We start from the raw sequence: 22,149 nt of genomic DNA, 5'->3' as shown, positions 1-22,149 counted from the left end.
GACTTGAGCCATCTTCTGCCCGAAGTCCGGGAGGTGATCGATGAGTCTCCCGCTATGCGGCTCCGTCAGATGCAGGGGAGCAAGTGGTTCAATTACGCGGCTGCGGAAACGATCCTACAGCGCATGGAGACTCTGCTCGATCATCCGCCAACTCATCGCATGCCAGGTATTCTGCTGCTTGGGGAATCCAACAGCGGGAAGACGTCGCTCGGTTTGGAGTTCATGAGCAGGCACCCCATTGATCCGAACTTGGAAGGGGACGCGGTGCGTGTGCCTGTTCTTCGGATCGAAATGCCGCCCAATCCCGATGAAGCCAGGATCTATGACGAAATCCTGCTGCAGCTCATGCAGCCATTTCGCACCAAGGATCCGATCAGCGTGAAGGCGCGGCAGGTCCAGACAGCACTGAAGATCGTCGGTACCAGGATGTTGATCTTCGATGAGTTCCAGGCCGTACTCAGCACGCGTAATGACCGGCGCCGCCTCGTCCTTGAGGTCGTCAAGCATCTCAGCAACACCTTGCAGATCCCGATTGTTGCTATTGGCACTGCTGAAGCTCATGTGGCGGTATCGAAGGATGAACAACTAGCCAATAGGCTGCACCCAGTTTGGATGCCGACCTGGCGGCTGGATACAGAATTCCGCCGTTTGATGGCCGCTTTTCAGGCAACACTTCCCCTGCGGGAAAAGTCACCTCTGCAGGACAAGCGCGTGGCTGCCCTCATTCTGGAGCTGAGCGAAGGCTTGCTCGGCGAGATGAACCTATTGCTATGCAAGGCCGTTGAGGAAGCGATGGTCACCGGGAAGGAATGCGTAGACGAACAGTTGCTACGCTCTCTCGACTACATCCCTCCGTCGCAGCGCCGGCAACATCGCCGGCCGGCGAGGACCTAAATGACCTGGGGTGGCGCAACTTGGTGCGCTCACCCAAGGCTTCACACTGGCGAGAGCTTTTCATCTTGGCTGCATCGTAGCGCTCAGGCCAACGGAGTTGCGGACCACAGCTTTTGCCGACAGGTTTTAGGTGAGCGTGCAACATGGAATCGCGATCTTGATCGATTCGCCAATGACGTGATGCTAGATGCGGCATCAAGAGCGACTGGCGAGGAATTTGAGAGACTGCGATGTAGCGTTATTGCTAGCGCGTCAGGACGGGTTTTTAGTGCGCATAGCGAAAGAGGAACGCTTGATTGGGTGCTTCCGCTGGGTATGCGCGGACGAAAAAGAAAAGCGTTTGGGCAGCAGTACTGTCCGGAATGCTTAGCTGCTGATGCGCCTTGGCTGCATCTCCGTTGGCGCTTTGCTTGGTCGATCGTCTGCTCAATCCATGGAGTAGCATTGCGCGATTCATGCATGGCCTGTGGATCGCCGATTAGCCTTCATCGCTTAAGCTCACATCCGCTTCGTGGCTTTCTTTGCAGCCATTGTGGTAATCGGCTTGCCGGCAAGGGTGAAAAAGCTACACAGAGAGAAGTTCTATTTCAACGGAGACTTGAGCGTGCGTTAGCTGGCCATTGGTTAGACTGGCTTGGCCATCATGCACAGCCGCTGGATGTGTTCACCGGCTTGCGATCATTGGCTCGGGGTATCTACACCAACAGTCACGGAGTCGGACTGGTTGAGCTGATGCCACATGCTATGTACCGGATGCGGCCAGTTCGGAATGGGCGTTGCTTCGAGCACTGGAGAATAGATCAGCGCCGATACGCGATGAGTGTTCTGAGGCACATACTTGTGGACTGGCCCGAACGATTCATTGACTTGGCGAAAGCTCACTGCATCTATCGTGCGCGGTTCGATAACTGCGCTCGATCCCCCCAGCCTGCCTGGCTAGAGCTTGCGCTTTTGCCTCTGGAGCGCTCGATTCCGAACCTTCGCCGCCGCTGGGCAGCGAGGCGAATGGATGTTGAGTTGTGATCGATGTCACTGTGTGGAGAAGCTTTGTCCATGTGACGCCACTGCATTTGCGAGCTCTATGTGTGTGGATCAATACTGCTTGCCCAGCCCCCATTCAGTCATGCTTCCATGAACGTCTGGGGGACCTTTCATGCACTACGGATGACCGCGCTAGGCGATGAATCACGACGTCTTTATCGAGGAACTTAAGGATCGAAATTGGCGAGTACTTTGGCTAGGTGGTTGCCGGCAACCTAAGGATGGGACGAGCCCGCTAGAGGTTGAGGTGATCTTCGTTGAGGACCCCCTTCCTCTTCAAAAACAGGCTAGATGGAAGGCTGTGTATCGGCCAATCGAAGAGCTGGGGCTCTATGGAGTCCAGTCACTCTGGCGCAATGGTCGCCTCGTTGGCTACGACGCTCAAAGGCACCCCGTAAAGACTCTTACTGTGCGTCCAAAACCTCTTCGCCTGACGGCTCCTGGACGGCCGGAGCCGCCTTTTACCGATGCTGAGTACCCCCTTCATGGACGAAAATTTGCGGCGGAGTGTTGGATCTTTGATACGGAGGAAGGTGCGGAGCTCGTCGTGCCTGGATGGCAAATTCTCCATGCCTGGTACTTATTTGATCCCGCTGTGGTTCCCTGTGTAATTGGCGGCATGCTCGATGTTAACCAAGACTATGGCGCTGCAACGCCTTGGCTGCCCGGTACAAAAATCGAAGGAAGTCACGTGACCTTCTGTGCGGCGCCATCGTTCTCCGGATCTGCCTACAACGCAAAAGCCCTGTCTAGATTACTTTTCGAGCGTGGTGCAAATCGTTCTGCGAGGATGATCCACCAGAAGCTTATGGCGAATCGCACTCGCCTGCCTATGATCTGGCCACCTCACCGTGAACCAGCTGAGTGGACCTTCCGCGCGACGCCATTGCAGCCGTCTAATAATAGGAGGCGCTGGCTCCTGCTCCACATCCACGGAGCGAATGCGCCACTTCCCTTCAGTGACTTCGACTTGATTACGGAACATACAAGTCAAGAGAAGGCTACGGACCTGAAGCCTGTCGTCGCGAAGACGGGCGCACCGCTTGCTACAGAAAATAAGTCTTTACCTTTGGTGGGAAGTCGAAAGGGTGCGCGGCGCACTATCCAATCATCATTTCCCGCACTTGCATTCGTTGACACTGCGGTAGACATGCTATCAGTTACTAGGCGGCCTGTTGTAAAAGAGGCGCAGGTAGTTAGTGGGGTGGCTATAGTCCTGCCAGATCCCGAGCTTCAAGTCGAAGCTGCCTCGATGACAACTCTTGGTCCGGAAGACAAGAGAGTGGTCGATGTGCGTCCAAGATCGCCCGAGAAAGACGCAGAGGATGCTGAGACGCTGTTCTGTCGCTCACGCAGCGCGTTCCAAGCCGTCAACGACTATCTCAAGGCGCAGCCAAATCCTCATGGGCACACATGGGCTGGACGAATAATTACATCTGATTCAGAGGATTGCTTTGTTCAAGGGCATCGGCGGAAAAGGAGATTTTTGGTTTTAGAGGTTCAGATCGCTGGTTTGTGCACATATGTAATTGACGCGCATCGTGAGCCTGACGACCCTGAATTTGCGTTAGCCATGGTAAGGCGTGTGGATGCAGGCGAACTTGGCTCAGAGCATTTGCATGTATGGCTGAGAGGCTTTCCGTTTGCTGGTGGAGAGCCTTGGGGTGGCATAGCTGACGTTCCGCGCTGGCTGCTGAAGCCCATGCACGTTCATCATCAGACCACGCAACTCCCAGCAAGCCTTGACGCGCTACCTGAGAAAGAGAGAGGGGAGCAGGCGGAAATGCATTACATCCGCCTATTCAGGAATCGCCTGATTCGTCACATCACGCAGTACGAGGAGTTGCAACTCAAGAATTCGAAGCGTGTTAAAAGGCTGGAGCACCGCCACAAAATAATCTAGATGGCATCTGATCCGTACTTCGACGTCTCCCCATTGATGTTGGCTTTTCCAACATCGAATTAACGAGGGCGCTACATCAAGGCTCATCTATGCGCTGAATCTGCCCCCTCTAGCGTCGGTTATGCGCTGAATCAGGCCCAGGCCAAGCCTGTATCTAACTGATAGCATCCACAACGAGGAGACTGATGGGGTTTTAGTCACGACGCCCCCCCGATTTTGAGTAGCACCTCAGTTTGGAGTCCAATTCCCTAACTCGAGGAGATTGGACGTGAAGAAGCGTTTTTCTGAAGAACAGATCATCGGCTTCCTGCGCGAAGCTGATGCCGGTGTGGCGATCAAGGACCTGTGCCGGCGGCATGGCTTCAGCGAGGCTTCCTATTATCTGTGGCGCAGCAAGTTCGGCGGGATGAGCGTGCCCGATGCCAAGCGGCTCAAGGACCTTGAGTCCGAGAACGCGCGGCTGAAGAAGTTGCTGGCCGAGCAGCTGTTCGAGAACGACCTGATCAAGGATGCACTGCGAAAAAAGTGGTGAGCGCACCGGCGCGTCGCATGCTGGTGCGCGAGTGGATCGGGCGTGGTGCCAGCGAGCGTCGTGCGTTGGCAGTGATCGGCATGAGCGCCAGTGCGCTGCGATATTGCCCGCGCGAAGATCGCAACGTCGAACTGCGCGAACGCATCTGTGCGTTGGCGCATCGCCATCGCCGTTATGGTGTGGGGATGATCTATCTCAAATTACGACAGGAAGGACGCATCGTGAACTACAAGCGTGTGGAGCGGTTGTACCGCGAGCAGCAGCTGCAGGTCCGGCGCCGCAAGCGCAAAAAGGTGCTGATAGGAGAGCGTCAGCCGCTGCTGCGGCCATCGCAGGCCAATCAGGTGTGGTCGATGGATTTCGTGTTCGACCGCAGCGCCGAAGGCCGAGTGATCAAGTGTCTGGTGATCGTGGACGATGCAACCCACGAAGCGATCGCCATCGAGGTGGAGCGCGCAATCTCGGGCCATGGCGTGACACGCGTGCTGGATCGGCTGGCGCACAGTCGCGGCTTGCCACAGGTGATCCGCACAGATAACGGCAAGGAGTTTTGCGGCAAAGCGATGGTGGCCTGGGCACATGCGCGTGGCGTGCAGTTACGGCTGATCCAGCCTGGCAAGCCAAACCAGAACGCCTACGTCGAATCGTTCAATGGCCGGCTGCGCGACGAATGCCTCAACGAGCACTGGTTCCCAACCCTGCTGCATGCGCGTACCGAGATCGAACGCTGGCGACGCGAATACAACGAGGAGCGACCCAAGAAGGCCATTGGCGGCATGACGCCATCTGCGTATGCCCAACAGCTGGCCAACACCGATATCATCAACCCCGGACTCTAAACCCGGCCGCTACTCAGAGCGGGGGGACGTCGGTCTGTGCGCGCAGGCAGCTTGGCTACCCGGCAGAGAAGCTGCGCAAATGCTGGGGATTTCGATGGCTGAATATTTCTCCGGGTGGCGCTAAGTTCTCGGTGAACCGAACGCAACTCTGAGAGTGTGTATGGGCGATTCACTAGACCCCGTTGAAGGCGTATCAGACATCTGGCTGGCCAAAACCTATGGCGCGCTCATCCAGGCACGAGATGTCGCAAAGCTTCTTGGCTTCAGTAATCCAGGATCGCTACGGCGGCCGAACGCAACTGGCCGCCTACCGTTCCGCATGTTCAAGAGACCGGGCCGAAGAGGGCTATTCGCCTATGCCGGCGATGTCGGTCTATACCTCGGAGCATCGGCCGCATGCAGAGATGATTGAGAGGTGGAACCGTCATAGCTTGTACAGCGGGTACGAACTATGACGATGCGATCAGCCTGGCGGCGGCGGTTTCGCTGGCGACGTTCAGCGGCCGCGGCACTCCCTGGCACGTCGAAGATGCCGGCTGGCCTGGTGCGGCCGCGCGGCGTGATGCGCCGGCCGTTGGTCACGGGCGGAAGACAGACAGAAATGGCCCTGCAAGAAAACTGACCGCCAGTGGGAGCTGGTCGCGTTGGTTAGCTCCGGTCGGTGCCGTGGGATCAGTTACATACAAACCTATGCACAAATTCAATGTTTGTGTCTGGCGTGACGCGCTCCGGCTGGCCAGGCGTTGAACTGCGAAACAGGACCTTGCCAGCCTTGTCGTAAGTGATTGCCTCCATGGTGGTGGAGCTGGATCGATCGCAGTCATGCTCCTCCCGCATTGTCACAAAGGCAGCGGTTGGCATGGTTTTAAACTCGCCGTTTACGGCATGACGAAGCCACACCCTCCAGACGCTCCCGACGTGACTGGTCGTCATCAAATCGATCTCGAAGCCTGATCGCCCGATCGGCCACCATCGCTCATTATTTGGACGCCCGATGCCTTCGAACGCTTCGGACATCTGCGACAGCGTGATCATCGTCTGACCATTGCCGAGATTGATATCGGCCTTTTGCGCCTGCGCCGTACTTCCTAGCGCGACCAGCGCCAGCAGTCCCCATTCCCTGCCCATGCCGCCTCCTGTTGCTTCTGCGTTCGCGTGGATTGTATCGGCAAAGGCCCGTCCTGGTCCTCCCTCCTGCACCATAGTGCGTACACCGGCCCGTGCACCATAGTCTCTACAAAGTGCACAACCTATGGACTTGCGATCAATTGAGGGTGGCGATGACGATCGCCCTGAAGTTCTCCCACCACGTGTCGGTTTGGTTGTAAAATATATTTCGCGCAGGAAAATATCAGACTTTTTGTTGGTCAAATATTTTTCAAAAATAGTCCGAGGATGTGTTGATGCTTGGATGGATGATTCAAGTCTATAAGTTGGATGGAAAAGAACCAAGCCGTATCGGTGGAGCTGGCGGGGAGCGTTTAGCTATTTGGCAAGCAAGGATCGATGGAATTCAATGGCTGAAAAAGCTTGTTAGTGAAAACTGCGCCAAGCTTGTGGTAAATGGCAATGGCTACCCCGACATCTTTTCAGCACAGGCGCGGTGGGTCGCGCCGATTCTGCTCCAAGGGCCACCGGGTGCGCGGGATGTTTGGATTGTCGGTGAGGGCGACATTGTCGATGGTCCGATATCGAGTAGGCGAAGTCGCTTCTATCGTGAGGCAATTCTTGGTTGTGAACCGAATGATTGGTTGGTCATTGAGGTATGGGATGAGAGCTGAGTTAGCCTTCTAGGCTCTGATGTGGCCCAACAGAGCTCTTGTCCATGCTGGCAACCTTGCCTTCAAATTTCGAACGGCTCGGCAGTCATCGTCAAGCTCCACTTGTGCCAAGCGGAAGCCCGCCTCGCTTGCGATCGAGTGAGATATGAAAACATCACTGACCTCCAGGTCGAAAGGTCATTACCGTCTCTGTCCTCATCCTCTTCGACAACGAGCCATGAGCAGTCATTGGCAAATACCGGCTTCCCGCCGGCAGGTCGCGCTCACGAGTCTCGGTCAGCACGAGGCCTGCGCGCGCAGCGGCCTCAGCAACTCCGTCCGAATTGCGGATAAAGATGTCCTTCAAGCACGAGTTGCCAACCACGAACGTGGCGTGGCCTGTGTTCGATAGTACGCGCTCGACCTGCTTAAGCATGCGCAGCAGATCGCCCGCATAGCGCTCCACCATCTTGCGCTGGCGTGACTCAAGCTCGTCGAGCGGGCACATCGCCTCGGCGACCAAGCGGACCAACGGGCCATCATCCAGATCGGCCGCGCGCTCGGCACCGATCGTGCTGGAGCGAATTGCACGCAGCTGGCCCAGCGTATAACCCAGCCAGACCAGCGCCAAACGGTGTCCTCGCATATAGTCGATGGCATTGAGGTACGGCGGAGAGGTCAAGATAGCATCGACGCTGCGTGGGGACAGCACCAGGTTGCGCGCATCGCCTAACTGGACTTGGGCAGCGCGTGGAGGCGGCTGGTCAAGCAATCGCTGTACCAATTGCCGCACTGACTTGAAGAAGTTGGTCTCTACGTCGTAGTTGGATCCGTCAGCGACCTTATGGGGGCGGCTGTGGGAGGTGTCGCGGGCGAGAGATGCTCCCTGCTCCTTTGTGACTATCAGGCGACTCAGTGCAATGGATAGCACATCAATCGCGGCACTTCTTGCGGGCGTTAGCTTTGTGACGCGGCGCTTGGCAAGCACGTAAGCCAGGCGCGTTAGGGACCGTCGCTGTGGCGCGCCGAACCAGAAATTTACAAACTCCTGAGTCTCTCGATCGTGCCAATGCAATTTCTGCTGGCGCAGGTCGACCTGTGCCGCCTCAGCCATCAAGAGTGCCAGTTCACGCTCGACCACTTGTTCTTCGATTGGCGTGGTCCACACCCGGCTCATCAGGACGGCCAAGGGGTCCATATCGAATCCAATGGCCTCATGGCCTAGCGCCAATGCCTGTCGCAGGACGGTGCCTGAGCCGGACATCGGGTCCAGCACAACACTGCCCGCAGGCAAGTCGGCCAGAGAAGACAGGGCCAGCTCTGGAGCCATGCGCGCGGGGAAAGGGTGGACGGTGCGGATCTGCATCGGAGATGGCTCGGTCAGAGGAGCGGTAAAGAACAGGGTGGAGTGTGGGGGAATTGCGTTTCGTGCGGTGAGATCAGTATTGGCGAGGCGTTACCGCGGCCAGGGCCTTCTGCAGCTGGGCAAGTGCGATCTGGACCGCCTCCCAGCCACTTTGTGGTGGCTCTGCATCATGAATACGGCTATCCAGAATATTCATGCAATGAATCAGTACACTTGCTGGCGGTGCGACGTGGCCACTCTCGTACTTGCTGATCAATCCCTGGCTTTTGCCCACACGCGCACCGAAATCTCTCTGAGATAACTTAGTTGAAGCTCTTGCGGCCGTGACCAGTTCGGCTGCCTGAAGGGCGGATGATGGACTCATTGTGCGTGAATCATGGCATGCATCAAATGAATTATGCTAGAGTGAAATTACGGCTGCTGCAGCCCCAGGAGGCACGACGAGATGGACTTTGTTGAGCTGACATCACCCGAGCGCGTTGCGCGCTATCGGCTGGAAGATGCGCCCCTGACAGGGGCTTGGGATCGGGACGAGCTGCCCGAGCCGCGCCTGCACCGCATCCACGCCTATCCGGCCAAGTTCCCCGCCTTCCTGACGGCCCGGGCACTTGCCTACAGTGAGCAGGAAGGCCATCAGGTACGGCGGATTGGTGATGTTTTCTGCGGCTGCGGAACCGTGGCGCATGAAGCAAGGCGTGCGGGTCTGGCCTTTTGGGGGTGCGATATCAACCCCGTGGCCACCCTGATCGCCAAAGTCAAGAGCGCGCACTGCTCTGGTTCGGTACTCCGCCAGAAGGGAGTCCAGATAGCTGAGATGATGGCGACTGCGTCCAGCCAACACCAGCTCAGTGCTGAGGCCGTAGTCCGATTGAACCGTTGGTTCTCTCAGTCCGCTTTCAATGACTTGGCCAAGCTGCTCAATGCCATCAATGCGGCGGTATCACCCCGCTCTCGCTACCGGCCGGTCTTGCACTGCGCCTTCTCAGCCATTCTGAAGGCCTGCTCGCAGTGGCAGCAACGATCAGTCAAGCCTGCTTTTGACGGGACCAAGGCCGCTGAGAACGTCCAAGTCGCCTTTCTGGCCCAAGTCGAACTGATGGCAGCGGCATTCGATGAAGCCCAGAAGGCGATCGGGCCGGTGCCGGATATCCGCCTGGCCAATGTTCTGACCGTCGAGGCACCCAACGAGCGAGTGGACCTAATCGTCACCAGTCCGCCTTATGTGACGTCCTACGAATACGCTGATCTCCATCAGCTCTCATCTCTGTGGTTAGGCTATGCCAACGACCACCGCACGCTGCGGCAAGGATCGATTGGCACCTCCCAGCACGACCTGAATCTGCGCAAGCAGCACGCGGGACTCAACAAGACCGGCACGCAGATCGTTTTCACGCTCTACGAGCAGGATCCCCAGGCTGCTCGCGCTGTAGCCCAATACTTCCTGGATATGCAGAAGATGGCCAAGCGCTGCAGGGAGTTCCTGACCGACAAGGGTATGGCGGTGTTTGTCATCGGCAATACAAGGTATCGGGACGTGCAGATCGACAACGCCTCCCATCTGGCCGAATCCCTACTGGAGGCGGGCTTTAAGCGTGTGCGCGCGACCCGCCGGCGGATCTCCAACAAGAGCGCTACCCCCTTTCGGGACGCTAGCGGGAAGTACACTCGCACGCGTACGAGCAACCCCATTTACGCCGAAGAATTCATCCTGATCGCACACCTATGAGCCGACCAAAAGCCCTAAAACTTCGTCCCTATGCTCGACTGTTGACGATGCTGGGCGACCAGCTCATCAAAAATGAGCGCGTTGCGCTGGTCGAGTTGATCAAGAATTCCTATGACGCTGATGCCACATGGGTGAAGGTGAGCTTCGAAGGATTTGACGAGAGCTTCGTCGGCAAGGACGGCTCAAAAATCATCATCGAAGACGATGGTGTGGGCATGAACGAGGATGTGATTGAGAATCACTGGGCCAACCCGGCCACGCCGCTCAAGCTGCAGGGCAAGCTCGCCAAGAAGGGCACGACCAAGAAAGGCCGCATTATCCAGGGTGAGAAAGGTATCGGCCGCTTCGCATTGCTCAAGCTGGGCCGCAAGATTACCTTGACCACCAAGACGCGTGCATCTACAGCTGAACACGTGGTCGTCATGGACCTGTCCGCCTACGACGAAAACTTCATCGACAGCAACCAAGAGGCCATGTTTCTTGACGACCTGCGCCTGACACTGAGGGAAGTCGATCCCGCTCAGTTGATCCAATCCAAGCAAATTGAGATTGGCGTCAATACTGTCAAGCGGCCGAAACACGGCACCCACATCGAGATTGGCCAGCTTTCCAGCACATGGTCCAAAAGTAAGGTCGAGGGCGTCTATAACGATTTGATGCGTCTACAGTCCATCTTTGCGCTGGGCGAAGAAGGTGACGTCTCCGACGATCAGTTCGATCTGGCGATCTATCGCAACGGCGTCTATCAGCCCTTTGCCGATGTTCGGCAGAGCGAGCTCTCCGGCTTGCTTCAGAATCGAGCCGTCTTCCATATCGAGGGTAGCTTCAATCCCAAGAGCGCGACCTTCGACTTCAACATCGATGGTGCCAGACACCGCATTGCGCTGGACGATCCAGAGCTGACCGGTATGCGGATCTACCGCGACACTTTCGGCCCGCCGGTCGACCGGCCCATAGAGTCAGGTCCATTCGAGTTCGAGTTTTTTGTTTTCGATTTCGCGCCCAACGCCAGGGCAAAATATCGACTCGACAATGCTGATAAGGAACTGTTGCGCCAGCATCGCATCTATCTCTACCGCGACGGCATCCGTGTCTATCCCTATGGCGACGCGGATGACGATTGGCTACTGATTGATGTGCGCCGCGGTACTGTCAAGGCAAGCGAGTTTTTGAGTAATGATCAGGTCGTTGGTCAGGTGCGCATTAGTCAGGAGGGCAACCCAGGACTGCGCGACAAGACGAGCCGCGAAGGGCTGGTAGAAACCGGCAACCCCACCAGCGACTTCAGGGCGCTTCTCCAGATCTTACTGGCATGGGTTCGTAAAAAGCCCTACGCCCAATACAAGATCAACGAGGAGCGCAGCGAGGACGTCACGGTCTTCAAGGAAAACGCGGTCCAGGCCGCACTGGACTTTGCAGTCGCGGCTGCGCGCGAAACCGGTACCCCTCCTGAGGTGCGGGAAAAGCTCGGCGAGGCCACGCGCCAGTACAAGCAAGAGCGCCGCTACCTCGTACAGCGTGCCGAAACCACCGAGCATCTGGCAGGCGTAGGACTCTCTGTCGAATCGGCCACTCATGACCTGACACTGGCAATTCGAACTGCGACCACCTCTACGGATGCCTTGATCGCCCAAGTGGGGCGCTCGGGCGAAATAGATAGAGAAGCTCTCAAGCGTGAGCTGCTATCAATCCGTGGCGGATTGGCGTTCATCGCTGATCAGCTCAAAGACATGCAGCTGCTGTTCAAGAGCACCAAGCAGCGTCGTAAGGATATCAAGGTACTGGATCTTGTCAGCAAAGTTGAGCGTCTTTTCAGGGCGATGCTCGATCGCACGGGCATCAGAGTCAGCATCACCGAAAGTGGTGGACCGCTGATGGCCAAGACGACCGATGCGGTTTTGCTTCAGGTCTTGCTGAATCTCTTCGATAATGCGATGTATTGGCTCAAGAGCGCCCCAGAACCGCGAGAGATCGAGATCCTGCTCGATGGCGATGAAGGCAAGCTGGTCTTTGCAGACAATGGTCCGGGTATCCGGGCGGACGATGTGCCCTACATCTTCGAGCCATTTTATTCCGGAAAGGCCGAGGAAGGGCGTGGGCTAGGGCTTTACATCGCCAGGCAGTTGCTCGACCGACATGACTACACCATCGATGTCGCCAGCAAGTCGGAGCGCGTGCTATCAGGCGCAAATCTAGTTGTTAATTTCGTCAAGGAGGACGCCTGATGTCAGCGGATATTCAAGGGCTTTTTAGCGGTGTGGCCGTTATCATTGACGACCAAGCTGATACAGGTAAAGAGCCGGGCATTACCGCAATTTTAGACACGATTAGGGCTGCGGGCGGCTTGGCAATCGTTCATCAAAGCTTGCCAAAAACTTCGATGCTGCGGAACTATTCGAACGTCGCATTCGTGATGATGGATTGGGATTTATCTCCTCCGGAAGCCAGGCTGAGTGACGATCAGAAAGCGGGACTTTACCAAGACAATGTCGAATTCATTCGGGCGTTGGGTGCGCATCGCCACACTCCGGTCGTGATTTTTACGAACGAGAACATCAATGATGTTCGAGCTGTTCTGGAAGTTCATGCCGACATGAAGGATCATCTTGATTCCGGGCGGATCCTGCTGAAAGACAAGGGGGAGGTCGGTGATCAAATTTATGCAGTCTTGAACAAATGGGCTGCAGAGGTTCCTTCGGTCTATACCCTGAAGACGTGGGAGCAGGAAAGTGTACGAGCGCTAAATGAGCTTTTCATGGATCTGCACGATCGCAGCCCCCATTGGCCTGTGATGCTTTGGGAAAGCTATAGCAAAGATGGTCCTACGCCAGCCGATGATTTGGGAAAGTTAATTACGCGTTTGGTCGCTTCTCGCATGGACCAGCTACCGCTGGATCTAACCCATTTCGTTCCCGATATCGATGAGAAGCACGAACAAAACCCGGAGAAGTACGAGAAGACGCTCCAGCTCGTATTGAGTGGCGAACGTTTCCTTGACGCTAAGCGGCTGCACGTGAGTAGTAGTGCTCCAGGGGATGTGTTTCAGCAGCCGAAAGCGACTAAGACGATCTGGGTCAATATTCGGCCTGAGTGTGACGCCGTCAGACGAGAGGGCGTCGAAAAGTATCCAGATTTGTATCTGTTGAAAGGTGAGCTAATCGATCAATCGAAAATTGATATCGGCGAGAACTACGGTGAAATCCGAGATCGAGACGATCAATTCACTATCTATGCGATGCTGGATGGAAAGTCTTATCGGTTCGGTTTTAAAGATATGGAAATCAAGCCCAGAGAAGCTTGGATCGCCTGCCGCAAGGGACGGTTGCTTCCGCCATTTTCCACACGGTTGCAGCAAAAGTACGCGGCCTATCTACAGCGGAGCGGAGTCCCAGCCGTGCCTCGCGTGTTGAGGAAGAAGATTGCTGTTGCAGATCAGGTGGCGCCTGACACTGGGCAAGCGCCCCAGGCGGCGCCGCCGGCCCCACCGGCTACTACTTGATGGGTTGCACCAGTCAGGGGTCGGTGGCATGGGCGTGAAAGATATCTCCCTCATGCAAGCCGAGAAGCTCCGGCTCACTGCCGCGGCGCGGTCCTTTGGCGCTTGGGTGCGCGGAATTTGCGCCTCTCTTAGCCGCAACCCACGCGATGTCTTGGGGATTGGTTAAGCTTGGCGATCAGCCCCTCTGCCCCCTCAAAGCTCTTATGAACGGTCACCGCTGCGCAATGACAGGAGTCGAAATCAAGCACGGCGACGGCATATGGGACGATGGCGAATGGATCAGCTGGGAGTGGATCAATGCCCAGCTGGCTAACGAACCCGAGGAAGATGACGACGAAATCGAAGCCGTCATGCCATTTGAGAGCAGGGAGGGCTTTCCGCGTAGTGTTATAGAGCAGACGGAGATCTTCCACGAGCTGGTTGGCTGTGCAGAACGCCATTTTGAGAACACCGGTCGCTACCTGCAGATATGGGGCGAGCTTGGCGAGATCTACGCAGAGATCAGGTTCGGTCTTCGGCGCCATGGTAGCCGCAGGGCAGGATCTGATGGAACAATCGCGGGCAAGCGGGTCGAGGTGAAGACGATCTCGCCTGAGAAGACTAGCGATCGGGTCCACGTGAAGTCTCAAGGCGACTTCGAGCAGCTCCTCATTGTGCGCATCACGCGCGACTTCAAGTTCCAGGCCAAACTGTTCGAGCGCGGCGAGCTCAAAGGCTTCACAGGAAAGTTCTTGCGGGGCCGGCTCCGAGATGCAGAAGGGCAGCAGGAGATCTGACCTCAACCCTCAAGACGTGGTTGTTCCGAGAGCTCGAATTGCCCAGATCCTGCTCCGACGTTGCGTTCCAGATCTATCAAGAGGCAAAGCTATTGAAAGCCTTTGCCGCGAGCTCAATGGCGACATCCGAACTCCGTGGCGGCTTGTTTGCTGGACCCCGCCTGAGCGGCGCCGGTGTTGCCGGTGTTGCGTGGCCCCTCGCTTCGGCCGTACTGCACCCGGGCTGCAGCTACAGCTGCAGGTCGCCGGCGTCGCCACCCCCGTACCAGAGGGGCGGCAGGGGCTACTGAGAGTTGCATCCTCTTTGCCCAGTTGCGCTGACTCTGCCAATTCACAGCCGACCAGGGCCACTGCGCTGGCGGTGTGGTGCGGGGCGCGGTAGGGGCGTTGCCGCCAGCGGGCCAGATCCAGCCCACGGCCGCTGATCGAGGTGATCGCAGCGGTTTCCAGTGCTTCTGCTTCGCTGGCTTCGGGCAATAGACCGGGCAGGCGCGAGGCCAGCAGGGTCTTGCCGCAGCCAGGGCTGCCGACCAGCAACAGGTGGTGCCCACCGGCAGCGGCGATCTCCAGCGCGCGGCGGGCGTGCGGTTGCCCGCGCACGTCGGCCATGTCGGGCAGGGCGCGGGCGCCGAGCGCCTGCACTGCCAGCTCGGCGGCGGGCGCTTTCTGGCTGCCGTTGAGCGTGGCGCAGACATCCAGCAGGGTACGCGCGGTGAAGGCTTCGACGTGTCCAGCGATGGCCGCTTCGGCACCGTTGGCGAGCGGGACGATCAGCCGTCGCCCGGCCTGCGCGGCCGCCAGCGCCGCGGGCAGCACGCCGTCGACGCCGCGCAGCTCGCCGGTCAGCGCAAGCTCGCCGAGGAATTCGTAATCGGCCAGGGCCTGGCGGTCGATTTGCCCGCTGGCAGCCAGGATACCGAGGGCGATCGGCAGATCGAACCGGCCGCCTTCTTTCGGTAAATCGGCCGGTGCCAGGTTGATGGTGATGCGCCGGGCGGGAAATTCGAACTGTGCGCACAGCAGGGCGGCACGCACGCGTTCGCGCGATTCGCGCACTGCCGCTTCGGGCAGGCCCACGATCTGGGTGGAAGGAAGACCGCCGGAGAGATGCACTTCCACCCGAACCTCAGGCGCATGCACCCCCACGCGGGCACGGCTGTGCACCAGCGCCAGACTCATGGTGGTGGCCTTCAGTCAGGGGATGGTGGGCGGTGCAGCGGGTGGCGTGCCGGGCGCGCGCGCCTCCAGTGCGGCGACGGTCTGCTCCAGCGCGTCGAGTTTTTCGCGGGTGCGCAGCAAGACCGCGCGCTGCACATCGAACTCTTCGCGGGTGACCAGGTCCAGCTTGCCCAGGCCGGCCTGCAGCGCGCCCTTGAAGGTGCTTTGCAGTTCTTCGCGCGATTGGCGCAGGCCCGGCGGCACCAGGTCGCTGAGGCGGCGGGCGAGGTCGTCGAGCTGGTTGAAATCGATCATGGTGTTCTCCGCAGGTCCGTAGGAAGCCTAGTGCAGGCCGGGACACGCGGACATCGGCAAGGCAGTCGGCAGGCGGTAAGGATAGTCCCATTCGGCTGTCGTCCGCGGTGATGGCGGCGCGCGGTTGGATGAGTGTTGCGCCCGTCCACGGTATGCTGCGCGGCCGTCATGCCCTGGGACCTGCACCGATGAAAATGATCATGGCCATCGTCAAACCGTTCAAGCTCGACGATGTGCGCGAAGCGCTCGCCGGCTGCGGGGTGGCGGGCATCACGGTGACCGAGGTCAAGGGCTTCGGCCGGCAGAAAGGCCATACCGAGCTCTATCGCGGCGCCGAATACGTGGTCGATTTCCTGCCCAAGGTGAAGATCGAAGTGGCGGTGACCGACGACCAGGCCGAGCGCGTGGTCGAGGCGATCGTCGCGGCGGCCGGTACCGGCAAGATCGGCGACGGCAAGGTGTTCGTGTACGACCTGGGCACGGTGGTACGCATCCGTACCGGCGAGCTGGATAGCGACGCGCTGTAGGTTCGCAACGCGGCGCCCGCTGCTTGCCGGATGTGCGGTGGGTGGTGAGGGGTTTGCTGCCCTCTGCCGGCGCAACGACGATGCCCGGGCCACGTATTGCTGAGCCAGCACCGCAGCTAGTGGCGCTGGATCAGGCGCATTGCAGGCATTGCACGACTCACAGGAACCCGACCGCCCAAGTTCTGCGGCGCGCCACGTGCGCTGACTGCGTTGGCTGTGCGCGCATCACCGCGGCTGATGCACGGCTGGGTGCATCCGCGCCAGGCCGCTCTCAGGCGCAAACGCCCCACTTTTCATACCATTTCAATACCGCCATGTATCGCTGCCGCACCTTTCTGGATTGCGATGCAGAAACGGGCTGAAGTCACCGCACGGCAACCTAGCGCTGGCCAGATGGCAATCCCGGCCGCGCTTGTCGCCGCCGCCCGACTTGCCTACTCTAGGGCGTAATACCATTCCAATACCGGAGTTCGAGATGAAGCCACGCAACAGTACGCCGGGCGTGCGCCTGCTTTCGGTATTGGTGGCGTTGGGCCTGGCTGCTCCGGCGTTGGCACAGGCCGTGACCGAACCGGTCACCCAGCCGGCGATCTATCCGACGCCGGTCTCGATCACGCTGGATGGCGCAACCGTGACCTTGGGCCGCTCGGTGGTGCTGGTGGTGGCCCCTGGCGCGGACAAGGCCACGGTGGCGCTGGTGCGCCACATTCTCGACAGCGCCGGCGTCACCAAGATTGCGACCGCCACACGCCTGCCTGCCGCGCTGGACCGCCCGCACATCGTGCTCGGCACCGGCGATGCGGCCGTGGTGCGCGATGCGCTGACGCGCAGCAAGGCGACCCAGGACACCCATAAGGAAGGCTACACGTTGGCCAGCGTCGCGCTCGATCGCGGCAGCCTGATCACGCTGGCCGGCCACGACGACGATGGCCTGTTCCATGCGGCGCAGACGCTGCGGCAGCTGGTCGAGCGGCCGGCCATCCCGACGTTGACGATCCAGGATTACCCGGCCATGCCGATCCGCGGCACCATCGAAGGCTTCTACGGCGCGCCGTGGTCGATGAGCGATCGCAGCAAGCACATCGATTTCCTCGCCCGCACCAAGGCCAACACCTTCATCTATAGCCCCAAGGACGACCCTTACGCGCGCGATCGCTGGCGCGAGCCGTACCCGAGGGCGACCTTGAAGGCGCTTGGCCAGCTGGCCGCTACCGCCAAGCGCAATCACGTCGATTTCGTCTATGCGATTTCGCCTGGCCCCACCGTGTGCTTCTCCGATCCGGCCGATGCCAAGGCCTTGTTGCGCAAGTTCGATGCGTTCCGTGCGCTGGGCGTGCGCAGCTTCTACGTGGCGCTGGACGATATCGAATACACCAAGTGGAATTGCGAACGCGACAAGACCACCTTTGGCGAGTCCGGCGCGCAGGCGGCCGGTATCGCGCAGTCGCATCTGCTCAATCTGGTGCAGGCCGATCTGGTCGCGCGCCACGATGCGGCCGCTGAACTCATCATGGTGCCGACCGAGTACTACGACGCCAAAGAGAGCCCGTACAAGGAAGCCTTGCGCAAGCATCTTGACCCGAAGATCGTGGTGCAGTGGACCGGCACCGATGTGGTGCCGCCGGCTATTTCCATTCCCGATGCGCGCGCGGCCACCAAGGCGTTCGGTCGCAAGACGCTGTTGTGGGACAACTACCCGGTCAACGATTTCGAAACGTCGGCCGGGCGCCTGCTGATGGCGCCGTATGCGCGGCGCGAGGCGGGTCTGTCGGCCGAGTTGTCGGGCATCGTCTCCAACCCGATGAACCAGGAAGCGCCCAGCCGCGTCGCGGTGATGGGTGTGACCGCGTTCGCCTGGAACGACAAAGACTACGACGCGCAACGCACCTGGCATGCGGCGGCGCGCGATCTGGCCGGCGGCGATGCGCGCGTGGCTGCGGCCTTGCTGACCTTCTTCGACACCCAGCATCTGGCGCCAACCTTTGGCAGCCAGCCGTGGCAGGAACAGGCTCCACGCTTGAAGGCCGTGCTCGATCATGTGCGCGAGGCAATCGCGCTTGGCGATGCGGCAACGCGCACGGAGGCGATTGCCGAACTGGCACGCGCTGCCGACGAACTGGCTGCGGCACCGCAGATCATCCGCGACGGCGTCGCCGACAAGGGCTTTGCCGAGCAATCGCGTCCCTGGCTGGAGGCAATGGAGGATTGGGGCCAGGCCCTGCAGAAGACGGCAGCCGGGCTGGATGCGGCAAATCGCGGCCACACGCAGGCGCCGGCCTTGTTTGCCGAGGCGGCTGCGATCGCCGCCGTCGCAAGCCAGATCCCAACGATTCCCGGCGCCACGCGCTTCGGCGGCCCGGTCAAGCTCGCTGACGGCGTGCTCGACCGCTTCATCGCGCAAGCGCCGCGCTTGATCGCCTATCGCGTGCCGGCGGTTGCCGACTCGGCAGCAGCAAAGTGATGGGGGAGTGCAATAACACAGCGACGCGCATCGGGAATTGCTCGCGTCGCTGTGCCTGCAAATGCGGGAGCGCCATTGCCACTGCATCGCAGCACCCGGCATGGCGCGCTCGAAGGATGTCTGTGCTGCAGATCAAACCGACGACATCAGCGCAGTAGCTGGGCGTAACGGTGTGCCCAGTCGCCGTGAGCCAGCAGCGCTGATCACGCCTTGCCTTTCAAACGCCGATATAGCCGCTTCCAGCCGCTGCGAATCGCCTGCACCCAGCGCGGTTCGGCACTGCGGGCCGATTCGTCGGCAGTCGGTGCGATGCCGGCAAGGCGCTGGCGCATTTTCTGAAAATTGGCCACGTCGCTGCGCTGCAGCTGACGCGCCAGCGTGCCGCGCCGCAGCCAGCGCGGAAATCGCCACGCGGAGGTGAAATCGATCAGCACCGGCACGCCGGCACTGACCACCACATTGGTGCCGTGCAGATCGTTATGGGTGATGCCGAACGCATGCAGCCGGCGCAGCGCCTGCTGCAATTGCTGGAAGACCTCCTGGCCCACAACGGTGCTGGCGCTGAGCGTGTCGCCTGGAATGAATTCCATGCCCAGCGCCAGCCCGCCCAGCGTGCCGAGCAAGGCCGGTGCATGCCGCCAACCCTGCAACTGCCGCAGCATCCTGGCCTCGTGGCGCACCATGAGCCGGGCGATCGGCGACAACAGCGTGCGGCGATAGCGGCCGTAGTCCTTGACCACTGCCGGTTGCCCGTTCACATGGGTGCGGTAGACGTCCGGCTCGAGCAGCCGGGTGCCTTGCTTGAGCAGAACGGGAGTGACGAGGTGCAGGCTGGACACGTCCAGCGGCTGGTAGTGCATGGCAGTTCTCCAGACCTTGGCGGCGCGGAGCTGTCACGCGTTGCGCAGGTTCACGGTGATCGCGAGGATCGGTCTGCCCAATTTTAGAACTTGTGAGTATGGAAATTATATTTATTTAACAAATGAAATGTTCCGGGAGTGGAACAGCTTTTGGAATCAGGTGTTTGGCGGACCCCATCAGAATCGGCATGTGCCAGCGAATGCATGCAGACCTGCCACTCTACGCCATGGTGTCGTCCCGCCAGCGTTGCGTCCTGCCTCAAGACAGGCACTGTTAGCGCAACCCGGCGTGCGGTAGCGGTCACGCCGCTTCTTGACAGCGATTGAGACTCCAGACACTGTGCCGGCTGCGGTCAGGGGGCTGCAGCACGCGTTAACACGGGCACGCTCTTCGAGCGTCGCCTGCATCGATGTCGTACGACATCCAGGTGATGCCGGGTGCGCCTCCGAATGCGACCGCAACTGCGCCACTTCCAGACGCCGTCAGGTGCCACCTGCGTGCGCAAGGATGCGGAAACGATGGAGTACGACTCATTGGGGATGCAATGAAAAGGACCGCAACAGTGCTGTTGGCTTGCACGGCGTTCGGCGTCACGGCTCAGGCCTCGGCGCAGTCGTTGTCGCGCGGCTGGGACAGCTACCGTCAACAGCAAAAGCAGCAGACCGGCACCCAGGGCGCCACCGCGCCTGCAGCGCCATCCTCGCGCCCGGCGCAAGCGGGCGTTGGCGGAGCGCCGGCCGCTGTCGGTGGAAGCGGCAGCCAACCTGGTGCGTCCGGCGGGTTCACTACGGTGACCGAGCAGACTGAGGCGGTGGCAGTTCAGCCTGCCGCTGCTTACCCTGCAGCGCCTGTCCCCGCAGCGCGCTACACACGGGTGGAGGAATCGCGCATTGAAAGGGGCGCGTTCATCGGCGTGCAGCGTGGTCGAGGTGAGGTTTTCAGTGGCTATAAGCAAGACATGCTTGGCCTCAGCGCCGGCTATCGCTGGCGTGCTGGCTCGGTCACGTTGATCGGACTTGAGGGATCGATTGGACGCCTGGAACGCGGCGATACAACCGACGATGTCTTTATCCCCGCAGTGAAGTTTGGCGGCATCGGGGGTACGGCACGTTTCAATTTTGGTGACACTCCGCTGTTCGCGGTAGTCCGCCTCGGCTCATGGTATGCCGAGGTCGCAGACATGAGCGACGAAATCTTTGGTGGTTACGCAAGCCTCGGCCTGGGCGTCGATATCGGCAAGCATGCGAGCGTGAGCGCGATGTACACCAACTACGTCTACGCCAATGACTACTACGACTATGCTCAAGACACCACCATCAACCGTGCAGAGGTACTGAACGCAGTAGTGGAAGTCCGCTTTTAACTAGCGATGTCGAAGGGCGGGCAGCAGCGCTCGCCCTTCTGGGTCACGCGGCATGCAGCGCGATGCCGCGGACGGCAATCCATTTGAAGCTGCACCGCAAACGGTCATCGGCATTGCACAGCCATCCATGCGGCTTGCTGTAGTGTCTTGGTCAACGCACTGATTCAGCCATGGGCGAGGGCAGATGGACGCATTGGCGCAGTTCTTGACAGACGAACAGGACCCGGTGGCGGTGGGCAAGATCCTGCCCAAGATCACCGAGTTGCTGACCCGCGACGAGCAGGTCGAGTACATCGCCGTGCAGAAGAAGATGGTGATGAACCTGTCGCCGGATGCGGTGGTGCTGACCAACCGTCGCTTCATCGTGGTCTACCCAAAGCTGCTCGGCATGACCTTCCGCGATTTCCCCTGGCGCGAGGTGCTCGATGTGCACATGAGCGAACAGATGCTCGGAGCCACCATCATGTGCCGCACCACGCAGGGTGCCTACGCATCCATCGACAGCCTGCCCAAGAAACAGGCGCGACGCGTGTACGCCTATGCGCAGCAGGTGGAAGAATCCGCCTACGAACAGCGCCAGCAGCTGGAGATCGACAAGTTGCGCGCGGCGGCCGGTGGCGTGGTGGTGCATGCGCCTGGTGCGCATGGCGCAGCAGTGCCCTTGCAAGCCAGTGCCGTTCCTGCAATCGACGATCCGGTGCAGGTGCTGAGCAAGCTCAAGCAATTGCTGGATGCGGGGCTGATCACGCAGGACGAATTCGACGCCAAGAAGACAGAGGTGCTGGCGCGCTTATAGCGTGCGCAGCACATCCGCGCATCGGGCGGCTTCAACTACGTCGGCCCATGGATCGCAGTGACGCAGCAACTGACGCGTCCATTGCACGGCGGCGCTGTCGGTGGATCGCCGCGCCAGAAGGCTGCTGGCCGCGCACTGGCCTCACGCTCCAGCAGCGCCGCGCGACCACGGCAGCCTGATCGGTGCGAATGCATCAGCCCGCGCGCTGTAAGCACGCAGGCCATGTCACGCGAAAAAAACTAGCAAACCGGCCGGGCTTATCGCCAAGCGGACGCGGCCGGCTGCCGTAACCCGCCACGTCCATCCAAGCGCCGCGATTCAACGAATGTTGT

Annotated in this window: 18 protein-coding genes and 1 pseudogene; 13 read left to right on the top strand and 6 right to left on the bottom strand. The window is 59.6% G+C overall.

Annotated elements, in window-relative coordinates:
- Positions 1-3 precede the first annotated feature (3 nt).
- The 4 genes from ACCQ16_RS18830 (at position 4) to ACCQ16_RS18815 (ending at position 5,209) form a co-directional block, all read left to right on the top strand.
- Entirely contained in the window at positions 4-894 is an 891-nt protein-coding gene (locus ACCQ16_RS18830; RefSeq protein ID WP_372380086.1) for a TniB family NTP-binding protein, read from the top strand.
- Positions 895-1,917, top strand: a complete 1,023-nt coding sequence (locus ACCQ16_RS18825; protein ID WP_372380085.1) for a TniQ family protein — start codon at positions 895-897, stop codon at positions 1,915-1,917.
- A gap of 637 nt (positions 1,918-2,554) precedes the next feature.
- A complete protein-coding gene (locus tag ACCQ16_RS18820; RefSeq protein WP_372380084.1) occupies positions 2,555-3,838 on the top strand; it encodes a hypothetical protein in 1,284 nt (427 codons plus the stop codon).
- 268 nt (positions 3,839-4,106) lie between these two features.
- Positions 4,107-5,209 (top strand): IS3 family transposase gene (locus tag ACCQ16_RS18815; protein ID WP_094030629.1). Its coding sequence is split into 2 segments (ribosomal slippage): positions 4,107-4,365 and positions 4,365-5,209, totalling 1,104 coding nucleotides; the frame shifts between segments, so codons are not numbered across the junction.
- 672 nt (positions 5,210-5,881) lie between these two features.
- Here ACCQ16_RS18815 and ACCQ16_RS18810 read toward each other — a convergent pair.
- Positions 5,882-6,337, bottom strand: coding sequence for a surface-adhesin E family protein (locus ACCQ16_RS18810; RefSeq protein ID WP_372380083.1), 456 nt, complete (start codon positions 6,335-6,337; stop codon positions 5,882-5,884).
- A gap of 287 nt (positions 6,338-6,624) precedes the next feature.
- On the opposite strand from ACCQ16_RS18810, the gene ACCQ16_RS18805 reads away from it, so the two are divergent.
- Positions 6,625-6,990, top strand: a complete 366-nt coding sequence (locus tag ACCQ16_RS18805; protein WP_372380082.1) for a hypothetical protein — start codon at positions 6,625-6,627, stop codon at positions 6,988-6,990.
- 154 nt (positions 6,991-7,144) lie between these two features.
- Here ACCQ16_RS18805 and ACCQ16_RS18800 read toward each other — a convergent pair whose 3' ends face one another.
- Positions 7,145-8,335: a TRM11 family methyltransferase gene (locus ACCQ16_RS18800; RefSeq protein WP_372380081.1), complete on the bottom strand. Its 1,191-nt coding sequence runs from the start codon at positions 8,333-8,335 to the stop codon at positions 7,145-7,147.
- A 73-nt stretch (positions 8,336-8,408) separates the two neighbouring features.
- A complete protein-coding gene (locus ACCQ16_RS18795; protein WP_506175254.1) occupies positions 8,409-8,699 on the bottom strand; it encodes a helix-turn-helix domain-containing protein in 291 nt (96 codons plus the stop codon).
- 81 nt (positions 8,700-8,780) lie between these two features.
- Between ACCQ16_RS18795 and ACCQ16_RS18790 the strand changes: the two genes are divergently transcribed.
- The 4 genes from ACCQ16_RS18790 (at position 8,781) to ACCQ16_RS18775 (ending at position 14,336) form a co-directional block, all read left to right on the top strand.
- Positions 8,781-10,061 (top strand): TRM11 family methyltransferase, encoded by a 1,281-nt coding sequence (locus tag ACCQ16_RS18790; protein WP_372380080.1) that lies wholly within the window; start codon positions 8,781-8,783, stop codon positions 10,059-10,061.
- On the top strand, positions 10,058-12,286 hold the full coding sequence (locus ACCQ16_RS18785; RefSeq protein ID WP_372380079.1) for a sensor histidine kinase: 2,229 nt from the start codon (positions 10,058-10,060) through the stop codon (positions 12,284-12,286). Before ACCQ16_RS18790 ends, ACCQ16_RS18785 begins: the two co-directional genes overlap by 4 nt.
- Positions 12,286-13,560: a hypothetical protein gene (locus tag ACCQ16_RS18780; protein WP_372380078.1), complete on the top strand. Its 1,275-nt coding sequence runs from the start codon at positions 12,286-12,288 to the stop codon at positions 13,558-13,560. Before ACCQ16_RS18785 ends, ACCQ16_RS18780 begins: the two co-directional genes overlap by 1 nt.
- Positions 13,561-13,784: 224 nt before the next feature.
- A complete protein-coding gene (locus ACCQ16_RS18775) occupies positions 13,785-14,336 on the top strand; it encodes a DUF6998 domain-containing protein (RefSeq protein WP_506175253.1) in 552 nt (183 codons plus the stop codon).
- Positions 14,337-14,672: 336 nt separating this feature from the next.
- Here the strand turns inward: ACCQ16_RS18775 and ACCQ16_RS18770 are convergent.
- Positions 14,673-15,515: pseudogene (locus ACCQ16_RS18770) on the bottom strand (YifB family Mg chelatase-like AAA ATPase); the annotation flags it as partial.
- A 15-nt stretch (positions 15,516-15,530) separates the two neighbouring features.
- On the bottom strand, positions 15,531-15,809 hold the full coding sequence (gene ubiK, locus ACCQ16_RS18765; RefSeq protein WP_008574840.1) for a ubiquinone biosynthesis accessory factor UbiK: 279 nt from the start codon (positions 15,807-15,809) through the stop codon (positions 15,531-15,533).
- A 152-nt stretch (positions 15,810-15,961) separates the two neighbouring features.
- Between ubiK and ACCQ16_RS18760 the strand changes: the two genes are divergently transcribed.
- Both ACCQ16_RS18760 and ACCQ16_RS18755 read left to right on the top strand, forming a co-directional pair.
- A complete protein-coding gene (locus ACCQ16_RS18760) occupies positions 15,962-16,336 on the top strand; it encodes a P-II family nitrogen regulator (RefSeq protein WP_008574841.1) in 375 nt (124 codons plus the stop codon).
- A gap of 475 nt (positions 16,337-16,811) precedes the next feature.
- Positions 16,812-18,797, top strand: a complete 1,986-nt coding sequence (locus ACCQ16_RS18755) for a glycoside hydrolase family 84 protein (RefSeq protein ID WP_277573295.1) — start codon at positions 16,812-16,814, stop codon at positions 18,795-18,797.
- A 203-nt stretch (positions 18,798-19,000) separates the two neighbouring features.
- On the opposite strand, the gene ACCQ16_RS18750 is transcribed toward ACCQ16_RS18755, so the two are convergent.
- The gene (locus ACCQ16_RS18750) at positions 19,001-19,657 is read right to left on the bottom strand and encodes an RIO1 family regulatory kinase/ATPase domain-containing protein (RefSeq protein ID WP_014091297.1); all 657 of its coding nucleotides are present in this window, start codon (positions 19,655-19,657) and stop codon (positions 19,001-19,003) included.
- A 545-nt stretch (positions 19,658-20,202) separates the two neighbouring features.
- Here ACCQ16_RS18750 and ACCQ16_RS18745 point away from each other — a divergent pair.
- Positions 20,203-21,021: a hypothetical protein gene (locus ACCQ16_RS18745; protein WP_041469861.1), complete on the top strand. Its 819-nt coding sequence runs from the start codon at positions 20,203-20,205 to the stop codon at positions 21,019-21,021.
- 184 nt (positions 21,022-21,205) lie between these two features.
- Positions 21,206-21,817 (top strand): PH domain-containing protein, encoded by a 612-nt coding sequence (locus tag ACCQ16_RS18740; protein WP_104613791.1) that lies wholly within the window; start codon positions 21,206-21,208, stop codon positions 21,815-21,817.
- Positions 21,818-22,149 lie beyond the last annotated feature (332 nt).

It is taken from the genome of Xanthomonas sp. NCPPB 1062 (assembly GCF_041481705.2).
In the GTDB taxonomy this organism is placed as follows: domain Bacteria; phylum Pseudomonadota; class Gammaproteobacteria; order Xanthomonadales; family Xanthomonadaceae; genus Xanthomonas; species Xanthomonas euvesicatoria.
The sequence above is the reverse complement of the archived record's forward strand: the minus strand, read 5'-3'. Positions and strand labels throughout refer to the sequence as shown.